The sequence below is a fragment of the Caballeronia sp. genome (assembly GCF_028292365.1).
Lineage (GTDB): Bacteria > Pseudomonadota > Gammaproteobacteria > Burkholderiales > Burkholderiaceae > Caballeronia.
In genome coordinates this window covers 1-11,627 of record NZ_JAQGMM010000655.1, presented here as the reverse complement: position 1 = coordinate 11,627, position 11,627 = coordinate 1, and the positions used below count along the sequence as shown (strand labels likewise).

11 protein-coding genes and 1 tRNA gene are annotated in these 11,627 nt (G+C 59.1%); 3 read left to right on the top strand and 9 right to left on the bottom strand.

Annotation, left to right across the window (positions count from 1 at the left end; genetic code table 11):
• From JWR14_RS37810 to JWR14_RS37770, 9 genes are all read right to left on the bottom strand, one after another.
• On the bottom strand, positions 1-347 hold a 347-nt coding region (locus JWR14_RS37810), incomplete at its 3' end, for an NADH-quinone oxidoreductase subunit B (protein WP_299719834.1).
• 75 nt (positions 348-422) lie between these two features.
• The gene (locus tag JWR14_RS37805) at positions 423-782 is read right to left on the bottom strand and encodes an NADH-quinone oxidoreductase subunit A (RefSeq protein ID WP_299719831.1); all 360 of its coding nucleotides are present in this window, start codon (positions 780-782) and stop codon (positions 423-425) included.
• Positions 783-946: 164 nt separating this feature from the next.
• Positions 947-1,031, bottom strand: a tRNA-Leu gene (locus JWR14_RS37800).
• A 114-nt stretch (positions 1,032-1,145) separates the two neighbouring features.
• Positions 1,146-1,523, bottom strand: coding sequence for a preprotein translocase subunit SecG (gene secG / locus JWR14_RS37795; RefSeq protein WP_299719828.1), 378 nt, complete (start codon positions 1,521-1,523; stop codon positions 1,146-1,148).
• 86 nt (positions 1,524-1,609) lie between these two features.
• The gene (tpiA, locus tag JWR14_RS37790) at positions 1,610-2,392 is read right to left on the bottom strand and encodes a triose-phosphate isomerase (protein WP_299719825.1); all 783 of its coding nucleotides are present in this window, start codon (positions 2,390-2,392) and stop codon (positions 1,610-1,612) included.
• A 159-nt stretch (positions 2,393-2,551) separates the two neighbouring features.
• Entirely contained in the window at positions 2,552-3,568 is a 1,017-nt protein-coding gene (locus JWR14_RS37785) for an NAD(P)H-quinone oxidoreductase (protein ID WP_299719823.1), read from the bottom strand.
• Positions 3,569-3,748: 180 nt separating this feature from the next.
• The gene (gene pnp / locus JWR14_RS37780) at positions 3,749-5,896 is read right to left on the bottom strand and encodes a polyribonucleotide nucleotidyltransferase (protein ID WP_299719821.1); all 2,148 of its coding nucleotides are present in this window, start codon (positions 5,894-5,896) and stop codon (positions 3,749-3,751) included.
• A 365-nt stretch (positions 5,897-6,261) separates the two neighbouring features.
• Entirely contained in the window at positions 6,262-6,543 is a 282-nt protein-coding gene (rpsO, locus tag JWR14_RS37775; RefSeq protein WP_031360663.1) for a 30S ribosomal protein S15, read from the bottom strand.
• A 235-nt stretch (positions 6,544-6,778) separates the two neighbouring features.
• Positions 6,779-8,173 (bottom strand): branched-chain amino acid ABC transporter substrate-binding protein, encoded by a 1,395-nt coding sequence (locus JWR14_RS37770; RefSeq protein WP_299719819.1) that lies wholly within the window; start codon positions 8,171-8,173, stop codon positions 6,779-6,781.
• A gap of 263 nt (positions 8,174-8,436) precedes the next feature.
• Between JWR14_RS37770 and JWR14_RS37765 the strand changes: the two genes are divergently transcribed.
• The 3 genes from JWR14_RS37765 (at position 8,437) to JWR14_RS37755 (ending at position 11,526) form a co-directional block, all read left to right on the top strand.
• Positions 8,437-8,946, top strand: a complete 510-nt coding sequence (locus JWR14_RS37765) for a hypothetical protein (RefSeq protein ID WP_299719817.1) — start codon at positions 8,437-8,439, stop codon at positions 8,944-8,946.
• A gap of 225 nt (positions 8,947-9,171) precedes the next feature.
• On the top strand, positions 9,172-9,876 hold the full coding sequence (locus JWR14_RS37760) for a carbonic anhydrase (RefSeq protein ID WP_299719815.1): 705 nt from the start codon (positions 9,172-9,174) through the stop codon (positions 9,874-9,876).
• A gap of 81 nt (positions 9,877-9,957) precedes the next feature.
• Positions 9,958-11,526 carry a SulP family inorganic anion transporter gene (locus JWR14_RS37755; RefSeq protein ID WP_299719813.1) on the top strand — a complete coding sequence of 523 codons (1,569 nt, stop codon included), beginning with the start codon at positions 9,958-9,960 and terminating at the stop codon, positions 11,524-11,526.
• Positions 11,527-11,627: the final 101 nt, after the last annotated feature.

The following is an 11,627-nucleotide window of genomic DNA, read 5'->3' as shown; positions in this document are numbered from 1 at the left end:
ACGACTGAATACGAATAGTGGTAATACCCGCCGCCATTCGCACACGAACCCATGGAAATCACCCAGCGCGGCTCGGCCATCTGGTCATAGACCTTGCGCAACGCCGGCGCCATCTTGTTGCATAGCGTGCCGGCAACGATCATCACGTCCGACTGGCGCGGACTCGGGCGGAACACCACGCCGAACCGGTCCAGGTCATAACGCGCTGCACCGGCGTGCATCATCTCGACGGCACAACATGCCAACCCGAATGTCATGGGCCACAGCGAACCCGTGCGCGTCCAGTTGATCAGCTTGTCAGCCGTGGTGGTGACAAACCCTTCCTTCAAGACCCCTTCGATACTCATTTGCTTTCACTCCAGATGAGCAGCCAGCCAAAGCCGCCCAGCAATCCGGTGATCTTCAACCCGCTCGATACTCCGTTACTCCCAGTCCAGCCCACCCTTTCTCCAGATGTAGGCGAAACCAAGCAGGAACTCGAGCAGAAAAACCATCATTGACAGGAAACCGGGCCAGCCGACGTCGCGCAGGGCAACGCCCCACGGAAACAGGAACGCGGTTTCGAGATCGAAAATAATGAACAGAATAGCGACGAGATAGTAGCGCACATCGAACTTCATACGAGCGTCTTCGAATGCTTCGAAGCCACACTCGTAAGGTGCGTTCTTTTCAGTGTCAGGCTTATTGGGACCGAGGATCTTACCGATGCTGACCAGCGCGATACCTAAACCGGTGCCTACGACAAGGAACAGCAAGACGGGATAATAGGCTGAGAGATTCACGACTATCCTCAAATCGGTTTGATCTGGTGTACCGGCCGGGACGACTGCCCCGCCGATTTTCAACTAAAGCCGAGAAACATGCACAAGAGGCCTTGAGCAAATTCACTCGCCAGAAGTGACAATGCCAGCCGAAGCAATGCATGCGGCTGGCATTGGATAACTTTTGGTGCCGACGGCGAGACTCGAACTCGCACAGCTTTCGCCACTACCCCCTCAAGATAGCGTGTCTACCAATTTCACCACGTCGGCACTGTCTTGCAATCCGGAAAAACAACTTCTTATTGCCGGGAATCGCTTCAAGAACAAAATTATAACCGGGTTAACCAGTTTGTTCAACGCACAAAAAGCTATCCAGGCGAAAAATTATTTCGGAACGTCAGAGCCGGGACCCGACGTTGCAACCGGTGCCGAAGCCGCCGCCGAACCGGACACGCCGACGGCCGGATGAGCTGCGGGCGCGGTCATTGCTGCCCCGCCCAGCAAGCCTGCGGAGGCTGCCGGCTTATAACTGCCGAGGTACGTCAGCGTCAGTGTGGAGATGAAAAACACGGCGGCGAGCACGGCCGTTGTGCGCGACAGGAAGTTGGCCGAACCGGTTGCCCCGAAGAGGCTTCCCGACGCGCCACTACCGAACGCCGCGCCCATATCGGCGCCTTTGCCGTGCTGCAACAATACCAGTCCGATAACACCAAACGCCGACAACAACTGGACGACAATAATCAAAGTCTTTAAATACAGCATTACGTTCACCCGACTCTTTAATGTTTCCGTGACACTGTTGCGTCACGCTTTTAATGCTTACATTTTCGAAAGCTTAAACTCGGCGATTAAACCGAAACGTTTTGTGCAGCCTGGCAAATCGCAAGAAAATCTTTCGACTTCAGCGATGCGCCGCCAATCAATCCGCCGTCGATGTCCTGTTGAGCGAATAATTCTTCCGCATTCTCTGGCTTGACGCTGCCGCCGTACAACACCGGCACGTCCACCACTGCCGCGCCCTTGCCCGCCAGTTGCGCGCGCAGGAATGCGTGTACCTGTTGCGCCTGCGCTGCCGTCGCGCTTTTTCCCGTGCCGATCGCCCAGACCGGCTCGTACGCCACGACAATCTTCGCCGCTTGCGTTTCGCTCAGCACCAGCAACACCGCTTCCAGCTGCGTACCGATCACTTGTTCTGTCAAACCATTGTCACGCTGCTCCAGCGTCTCTCCCACGCACACGATGGGCGTCAACCCTGCTTCCAGTGCTCGCTGAGCCTTCACCGCGACCAGGTCCGAATGCTCGCCATGATAGGCGCGCCGCTCCGAGTGGCCGACGATCGCGAATGTTGCATCAAAATCCACCGCCATGCCTGCTGCGACTTCGCCCGTGTAAGCGCCTTGCGTATGGGCGGAGACGTCCTGCACACCCCACGCGACCACTGACCCGCCCAGCAGCGCCTGCGCCTGCGCCAGATACGGCATCGGCACGCAAACCGCTGCGCGCACGCCCTTCTGCAATGTCGCGGCTCCGGCGGCCACTGCTTGCATCAAGACCGCGTTCTCAGCCAGACGGCCGTGCATCTTCCAGTTTCCGATCACCAGTTTTGCGCGTTTGGCTTGTTCTTTCGGCATTTGTCTCGTCGTAGCAGCGAGGCTGCCGATCATTGAAATATAAAAATGGAACTTTCGGACGCAAGGCTCCAGCACAACATGCGATTTTACTGTGCCCGGCGGAAATCGGTCAAACAACGAAACCCGATCCGCCGCTCATTTCAATTCCGCGATCCGTAATCAGACGACCTGACTCCAGTCCAGCATGATCTTGCCGATATGCGTGCTGCCTTCCATCAACGCGTGAGCCGCAGCGGCCTGATCGGCGGGAAAGACCTGATGAATGACCGGCTTGATCCGTCCCGCTTCAATTTCCGGCCACACCTGCGTGTTCAGCTGCACCGCGACCTTGCCCTTAAACGCGATGGAGCGCGGCCGCAAGGTGGAACCGGTAATCACCAAACGGCGGCGCAACACTTCGTTGAGGTTGATCTCGGCCTTCGACCCACCCAGCGTTGCGATCACCACCACCCGGCCACCGTCGGCCAGTGCCTTCAACTCGCGCGGAAGATAATCTCCCGCGACCATGTCGAGGATCACATCCACACCACGGTCGTTAGTCAGCGACTTCACGACATCGACGAAATCTTCGGTGTTGTAGTTGATCGCCCTTTCCGCACCCAGCGTTTCGCACGCCTGACACTTTTCGTCGTTGCCGGCTGTCACAAACACGCGATGCCCCAGCGCCTTGGCAATCTGGATAGCCGTCACGCCGATACCACTCGATCCGCCCTGGATCAGCAGCGTTTCTTCAGCACCGTTCTCACCTTTGCCCAGATGCGCGCGTTCGAACACGTTGCTCCAGACCGTGAAGAACGTTTCCGGCAGCGACGCCGCCTCGATGTCCGTCAACCCCTTCGGCACCGGCAGGCATTGCTCGAGCGGCGCACACGCGTATTCGGCGTAACCACCGCCCGCGAGCAGCGCGCACACGCGGTCGCCTGCCTTCAAACCGAACGGATTGTGCTTCGGGTCGAAGTCACCGCGCACGATCTCACCCGCCACTTCCAGCCCCGGCAGATCCGACGCACCCGGCGGCGGCGCATAAGCGCCCTTGCGCTGGAACACGTCCGGACGATTCACGCCCGACGCCGCGACTTTGATCAGCACTTCGCCGGCCTTCGGCTCGGGCATGGGACGCTCGCCCAGCTTCAATACTTCGGGCGCGCCAAACTCGGTGATTTCGATGGCTTTCATCTGCTTGTTCCCTTCAAGTCACACGCACGTAACACCGAGGTATAACCCCATGGCATTGCGGGCTCATTCAGCCGAAACCCGCAATAACATCGAATCACTTTTGAACCTTCACTTCCACCGACAAATTCAAAAACGGCCGGCGCGAGAACCTCACGCGCCGGCCATCCCGAACTTACCGCATTACTGCTGCGTCGGCTGGATCGGTTCGATAGGCGCGCCGCCTTCGTTCAGCAAAGCCTTCGCCGACAAACGAACACGACCCTTTTCGTCTGTCTGAATGACCTTGACCTTCACGATCTGGCCTTCCTTCAGGTAGTCGTTGATGTCCTTGATACGCTCGTTCACGATTTCCGAGATGTGCAGCAGACCATCCTTACCCGGAAGAATATTCACGATCGCGCCAAAGTCCAGCAATTTGAGTACCGGACCTTCGTAGACCTGACCCACTTCCACTTCAGCCGTGATGTTCTCAATGCGCTTCTTCGCTTCCGCCATGCCTTCGCTGCTCGTGCTCGCGATGGTCACCACGCCGTCATCGGAGATATCGATGGTCGTGTTGGTTTCTTCGGTCAACGCACGGATCACCGAGCCACCCTTGCCGATCACGTCGCGGATCTTTTCCGGATTGATCTTCATGGTGATCATGCGCGGCGCGTAATCCGACAGGTTCGTGTTCGTACCCGGAACCGCCGTGGTCATCTTGCCCAGGATATGCATGCGGCCTTCCTTCGCCTGCGCGAGCGCGACTTGCATGATTTCCTTCGTGATGCCCTGGATCTTGATGTCCATCTGCAGTGCTGTCACGCCTTGCGCCGTGCCCGCCACCTTGAAGTCCATGTCGCCGAGGTGATCTTCGTCGCCCAGAATGTCCGTCAGCACCGCGAACTTGTTGCCTTCCAGGATCAGGCCCATCGCGATACCCGCGACGTGCGCTTTCATGGGCACACCAGCGTCCATCAGCGCGAGACAGCCGCCGCAGACCGATGCCATCGACGAAGAACCGTTCGATTCCGTGATTTCCGATACAACGCGGATGGAGTAGCCGAATTCGTCGGCGCTCGGCAGCACTGCCACCAATGCGCGCTTCGCCAGACGGCCATGACCGATTTCACGGCGCTTCGGCGAGCCGACGCGACCCGTTTCGCCGGTCGCGAACGGAGGCATGTTGTAGTGAAGCATGAAGCGCTCGCGATACTCGCCTTCGAGCGCGTCGATGTTCTGTTCGTCGCCCTTCGTGCCCAGTGTCGCGATCACGAGCGCTTGCGTTTCGCCGCGCGTGAACAGAGCCGAACCGTGCGTACGCGGCAGCACGCCGGTACGGATTTCGATCGGACGGACGGTGCGCGTGTCGCGACCGTCAATACGCGGTTCGCCATTCAGGATCTGCGTACGAACGATCTTCGCTTCGATGTCGAACATCACGTTGCCGATGGTCGCCTTGTCAGCCGGCGTCTGGCCTGCTGCCACTGCGTCTTCGGTCAACTTCGCGGTCGTTGCTGCGTAGACTTCCTTCAGCTTCGCGGTGCGAGCCGATTTGTCGCGAATCTGATAAACGGCGTTCAGGTCGGCTTGCGCCAATTCCGTCACGCGCGCGATCAGCGGCTCGTTCTTCGGGGCCGGCGTCCAGTCCCACTCAGGCTTGCCACCCTCGGCAACCAGTTCGTGGATTGCGTCGATAGCAACTTGCATCTGGTCGTGGCCAAACACCACGGCGCCGAGCATGACTTCTTCGGTCAATTGCTGCGCTTCCGATTCCACCATCAGCACCGCGCGTTCCGTACCGGCGACGATCAGGTCGAGCGCCGATTCCTTCATCTGCGGGCGGGTCGGGTTCAACACGTATTCGTTGTTGATATAGGCCACGCGTGCTGCACCCACCGGGCCGTTGAACGGCAAGCCGGAGATCGCCAGAGCCGCTGACGCGCCGATCAGCGCGGGAATGTCAGCGGGCACATCCGGGTTCAACGACAGCACATGGATTACGACCTGCACTTCGTTATAAAAGCCTTCCGGAAACAGCGGGCGCAACGGACGGTCGATCAGGCGCGAGATCAGCGTTTCGCCTTCCGACGGACGGCCTTCGCGACGGAAGAAACCACCCGGGATCTTGCCGGCTGCGTAGGTCTTTTCGAGATAATCGACGGTCAACGGGAAGAAATCCTGGCCCGGCTTTGCCGTCTTCGCGCCGACAACCGTCGCGAGCACCACGGTATCTTCGATATCAACGATCACCGCGCCGCCAGCCTGACGTGCGATTTCACCTGTTTCCAGGCGGACGTTGTGTTGTCCCCACTTGAATTCCTTGACGATCTTTTTAAACATTCTCACTCCTTCTTCGTTATGCCTCGCGCTTGTCCGAGCGTGTTGTCGTGGGCTCCGGAGCATCCGAAGTCCGTGCACACGCTGAAAAAACGGCGAAGCCAAGCGATGACCGGAACCACACGAGAGAGGGGTGTATGTCATTCCAACGCAACACGACACGCGATGCGCATGACGCGCTGGAATGACACAAAGCTCTGCCGCGAGGCCCGGTCCTGTAGTCGAATCGGTTTCCGATCCGGGGTTGGCTTTAATGCAAGCCTTCGATATTTCCCGCTACTTTCACTTCTGCGCCCATGAAGAGCGCGCCGTTCAAAAACAAAATGCCTGTATCAGCAGACTGACACAGGCATTTCGTTGTGTACGCTGGCCGCTTACTTGCGCAGGCCCAGCTTCTCGATCAGCGAGCGATAACGGTCAGCGTCTTTGCCCTTGAGGTAATCGAGCAGCTTACGACGACGGCTCACCATGCGCAGCAGGCCGCGGCGGCTGTGGTGATCCTTCGTGTGAGCCTTGAAGTGAACGGTCAGTTCGTTGATACGGGTGGTCAGCAGCGCAACTTGCACTTCTGGCGATCCGGTGTCATTAGCGGCGCGCGCATATTCTGCGACAACGTCGGACTTCTTTGCATGAGCAACTGCTGCTACGGTAGACATTTGATTTTCCTTTGAAACGGACAGGCGGTCACGGAAGAAGGGCCGTGCCGTGGGTTTTCTACATTACTTCTTGAACAACCTTTGATTCACTTGCCGGACGCGGTTTTATAAGGGTTTTACAGCCCCCTTCCCGTACGGCAAGTCGCGAATTATAGCACAGCGGTTTTTGCCGTCGACCCGGTTCGAGACGACGGGTGAAATGATGCAATAGGCCTGCGCCCAAGCTTTGCTATTTTCACGACGCCGGGCGCTTCATCTGGCATGTGGTCGGCATGGCGGTCTCGGCTGCCGGGATCTTGAGCAGAGTTCGAAAGCCAAAGCCCGAACCTTCGTTGTCAAACCGTACGCCGGACGTTTCCGCCTTATCCATTTCCATGACAAAAAGGGGCTGGATCACCTGATGATCGGCGGCGCGCATTTCCATTGTCTGAAAACCTTTGTCCAGCTTCATCCCTTCCAGCGCTCGGGCGACTGCGGCCGGATCGGCGCTACGCGCCTTCTCCATCGCCTGCGCGAGCATCTCGACCATGAGCGGCATGCGCAGGAAGAGATAATCATCGGTGGCGGCAGGAAAACGAGCGCGAAAGCCCGCGTAATAAGCGTCGGATGCACTGCCACCTGCGTTCGGATGCCAGTCGGCCACCGCCACGACGTGTTTTACGCCGGCGTCGCCCAGGGCGGCAGGCGCGCCCAGGCTGTTGCCGTAGAACGTATAGAAATGCGTGTCGAGTCCTTGCTCCCGGGCGGCTTTGACAAGCAGTGTCAGGTCATTGCCCCAGTTGCCAGTAATCACCGCGTCGGCGCCGCTTGCGCGGATCTTGGCAATGTACGGCGCGAAGTCCTTCACGCGGCCGGCGGGGATGAATTCATCGGCGACGATCGCTATGTCCGGACGGCGCTCCTTCAGCGCGCGCTGGGCTTCGCGGCTGACATCGTGGCCGAAGCTGTAGTCCTGGTTGAACAAATAGACCTTCTTCACCGATCGATCGTGCTGGATGACATCGGCGAGCGCGTTCATGCGCATGCCGGCATGGGCATCGAAGCGGAAATGCCAGAAGCTGCAATCCGCGTTGGTGAGCGCGGGGTCGTCGGCGGAATAATTGAGGAACACCACGCGATGGTCGGGATCGCGGGCATTTTGCTTATTGATCGCGTCGATGAGCGCGGCGGCAACCGCCGAGCTGTTGCCCTGCATGACAAAGCCAATATTCTGGTCGATGGCCGCACGCAACTGCACCAGGCTTGCTTCGCTGCTGCCCTTGCCGTCGAGGACGACAAGTTGCAGCGGGTGTTTGCCATCGGGCAAGGCAACCCCACCATTTGCATTTACCCGCTCGACACCGAAGCGCAAATTGCGCTCGACGGCTGCGCCCGCGTTCGCGAACGGACCGGACATGCCTTCGATCATCGCAATACGGATGGGCGGCAAACCGGGATTGGCGTCCGCTGCACACGCGGGATCGACAAGCGCGCTACAAAGGCATGCAGCCACCAGCAATGAACCGCACAGGCGCTTGCCGACACGCGACGCGCGACCGAGCAGCCGGAACCACCGTGCCGGCAGGAACCGATCACGTGCGTTGAGAAAAACCACGCGCGGCAAGCTGAAGCCGAGACCCATACCGTCCATTACAGTTCGTCCATGGAAAATTGACAGCAAAGCGAATCGCGGATCATAGGGCGTTCGGCACGCTGCGTGCAACCGCCCAGGAAAATGCGAACGGAAATGGAATAGCCGCCCGAGCCTGCGCGTTTCATCTACATGCTCTACATGCAAGGCGATCAAAACCTTCCGCCTACCCCGCATGTCAAAATAAGCAATACGGCGCAGATCAGCAGAAAAACCCGCGACCAATCGGATACCGCGTCGATACGAATACGAAGGAGGCTTCAATGTTGAGCAAGGCAATACGAAAACCCGCGGCAGCCATGGCACTCGCCCTTCTGCTCACGGCGTGCGCCCAGCCATGGCAAAACTATCAGGCAGGCGCGGACTCGTCGACGATCACGGCGAAGCTCGGGCCGCCAAGAGAGGTCTACGACCTGCCGAACGGCGGCAAGCGCCTGATGTGGCCGACGCAACCGCTGGGCGAAGTGACGACGGCGGCGGATATCGATGCATCAGGAAAGATCGTGAGCGTGCGCCAGGTCCTCGATGAAAACGAGTTCTACAAAGCGCAGATTGGCACGTGGACGCGCAAGGACGTGTTGATCAACTTCGGCCGTCCGGTGGAAACGTCGTACTTCCCGTTGATGAAACGCGAGGTCTGGACGTATCGGTACATGGAAGCGAACGTCTGGTACATGATGTACAGCTTTTACTTCGACGACCAGGGCACGCTGCGCCTGACGCAAAAAACACCCGACCCGCTTCACGATCCCGATCAACGGAATTTCTTCTGATTTTGCTTACAAGCACCGAAGAAATCTTTTGTCGACGAAAAAAAATGCCGCCCGAAAAAGCGGCATTTTTTTATGCCTGGACTGGCGGAATCTTTTCATAGAAAGTAATTCGTAAGGTTTCGTCGCGACGCAGCAATGACGCTGGCAGGCCCGTTGAAAACTCATTTCCAGCGATAATTTCACCGTTGCAGTGTTGTGCCTCTTACGCTTTTGGAGCTGATACCCATGAATCGACCCAAACGCATGCTGGTTGAAAACGTCGGCTGGGCGGCTGAAACTGCCGCTAGCGACCCGGATTTCTTCGAAACCCTGGCTCAGGGCCAAAGCCCGACCGTCCTGTGGCTAGGGTGCTCGGACAGCCGGGTGCCCGCCGAAACCATCACGCATTCGAAGCCCGGTGATTTATTTGTCCATCGCAACATCGCGAACCTTTTTTCACCGGACGATGACAACACCATGAGCGTCCTCGAGTACGCGGTGAACGTGTTGAAAGTGGACGACGTCATTGTGTGCGGACACTACGGATGCGGGGGCGTGCGAGCGTCGTTGCTGCCGTTGTCGGACGCCCTGCCCCACGTCAACCGCCGCATTGCCCCGCTGTGCGCGCTGGCACGGTCGCACGGCAGCGAACTCGACGCGCTCGGCACAATGGATTCGCGCATCGACCGGCTGGCGGAACTAAGCGTGCTCGAACAAGTGAGCGCGCTGCGTGACACGTCCATCGTCCGCGATGCCGAGCGTCCACCGCGCGTTCACGGCTGGATCTTCGGTCTGCGCGACGGGCGCATCAAAGTGCTCTCGTCCGGAGAGCCCGCCGATGCCGACGCCGGGGGCGCGCCAACTGCCCCAGCGGCAAAAGCGGCAGAACCTCCGTCGGCGCCTAGCGCTGCCCAGCGCGTGATCGAAACTGCTGGCCACCAGCCACACTAGCCGCTCGATTCCCCGGTTAAAACCTTCACCGTGCGATGCCTTCCCGGCATCGCATGGACCCACTCGCGCCCAAAAAAGCTTATGACCCTACGTGAAACGTTCGCAACCTTCCCGCGTGATTTGTTCGCGGGCACTGTCGTCTTTCTTGTCGCGATGCCGCTATGTCTTGGCATTGCCAATGCATCCGGCGTCGAACCGTTCGCCGGCTTGCTGTCGGGCATTATCGGCGGGCTGATCGTTGCGCTGCTGAGCGGCTCGCACCTGAGCGTGAGCGGGCCGGCGGCGGGACTGGTCGTCATCGTCGTCGATGGCATTGCCAAGCTCGGCAGTTTTTCGACCTTCCTGATGGCGGTGATGCTCGCGGGCGTGATCCAGTTCGGTTTCGGCATGTTGCGGGCTGGGCGATTCGCGGCGTATGTGCCGTCGTCGGTGATCAAGGGCATGCTCGCGGCCATTGGCTTGTTGCTGATCATCAAGCAAGTGCCGCTTGCCGCGGGTTTTGCGAACGGCGGCGCTCACGTTGCCGCGCACTCATCCGGCACCCTCGATACGCCGTTCGGCACCCTGTCCCTCGCAGCGTGTGCCGTCGCCGCGCTGTCCCTTGCGATACTCGCTGGCTGGGAAACGAAAGCGATGCGCCGCTTTGCGCTGGTGCGCGCTTTGCCCGCGCCGCTCGCGGTGGTCGTGCTCGGCATTGCGATCACGCTGGTGCTGGACTTCGCCTTACCCGGATTTGCACCGCCGGCGGAGCATCGCGTGGTGTTGCCGTCGCTGGCTTCGTTTGCCGCGTTGAACGCCGCGTTCGACTGGCCCAACTTCGAGCAACTCATCAATCCCGATGTGTGGCGGCTCGCGATGACGCTTGCCATCGTTGCGAGTCTGGAGACTTTGCTGAGCCTCGAAGCCGTTGAGCAGATCGACCCGAAGAAGCGCGTGGCGCATCCGGACCGCGAGCTGAAGGCGCAGGGCATCGGCAACATGATGGCAGGCGCGATCGGCGCATTGCCGATCACTTCGGTGATTGTGCGCAGTTCCGCCAATGTCCACGCGGGCGCGCAGAGCCGTTGGTCGGCCGTCGTACACGGCGTCTTATTGCTCGCGAGCGTGTTCGCGCTGACAGCGGTGATCAACCTGATTCCGCTGGCCTGTCTCGCCGCGATCCTGATTTTCACCGGACTAAAGCTCGCGAAACCTTCGTTATTCGCGACCGTTGCCAAACAGGGATTCGAACGCTTCGCACCGTTCATCGTCACTATAGTAGGTGTACTGATGACTGATCTGCTGATCGGCATCCTGCTGGGCATTGCGTGCAGTATCGGACTGGCCATTCACGCGAATCTGCAGCGGCCAATTACCATCGCGCAGCATGACGACCACTTCCTGCTGTCGTTTCGCAAGGACGTGTCGTTTCTCGGCAAGGTGTCGCTCAAGCATCACCTTCGGCAAATACCGGACAACGCGACCTTGATCATCGATGCGGGCCGCGCGGATTTTATCGATCAGGATGTGCGTGAACTCATCGATAAATTCGTCGCTGACGCCCCCGCGCACGGCATTCATGTGGAGTGCCGGCAGCTTGAACGCACGACGCGGGAACGGCCAAGCTTGCAACAGCGCATGGCGTTTTTCAAACGCGCATCCGTGAAATAAAGCGCCAATGAAAAACGGCCCTCGCTTGTGGCGAGAGCCGCTTTTAACCGATAAAGCGCCGGATACGCGCCTCGTTCGACCGGGTCAATTCACCGAGTCAA

Bases quoted from the DNA above. Each gene is read 5' to 3' on its own strand.
- secG (WP_299719828.1), bottom strand. From the start codon at position 1,523: ATGCTGTATTTAAAGACTTTGATTATTGTCGTCCAGTTGTTGTCGGCG.
- tpiA (WP_299719825.1), bottom strand. From the start codon at position 2,392: ATGCCGAAAGAACAAGCCAAACGCGCAAAACTGGTGATCGGAAACTGG.
- JWR14_RS37785 (WP_299719823.1), bottom strand. From the start codon at position 3,568: ATGAAAGCCATCGAAATCACCGAGTTTGGCGCGCCCGAAGTATTGAAG.
- rpsO (WP_031360663.1), bottom strand. From the start codon at position 6,543: ATGTCTACCGTAGCAGCAGTTGCTCATGCAAAGAAGTCCGACGTTGTC.
- JWR14_RS37770 (WP_299719819.1), bottom strand. From the start codon at position 8,173: ATGGACGGTATGGGTCTCGGCTTCAGCTTGCCGCGCGTGGTTTTTCTC.
- JWR14_RS37765 (WP_299719817.1), top strand. From the start codon at position 8,437: ATGTTGAGCAAGGCAATACGAAAACCCGCGGCAGCCATGGCACTCGCC.
- JWR14_RS37760 (WP_299719815.1), top strand. From the start codon at position 9,172: ATGAATCGACCCAAACGCATGCTGGTTGAAAACGTCGGCTGGGCGGCT.
- JWR14_RS37755 (WP_299719813.1), top strand. From the start codon at position 9,958: ATGACCCTACGTGAAACGTTCGCAACCTTCCCGCGTGATTTGTTCGCG.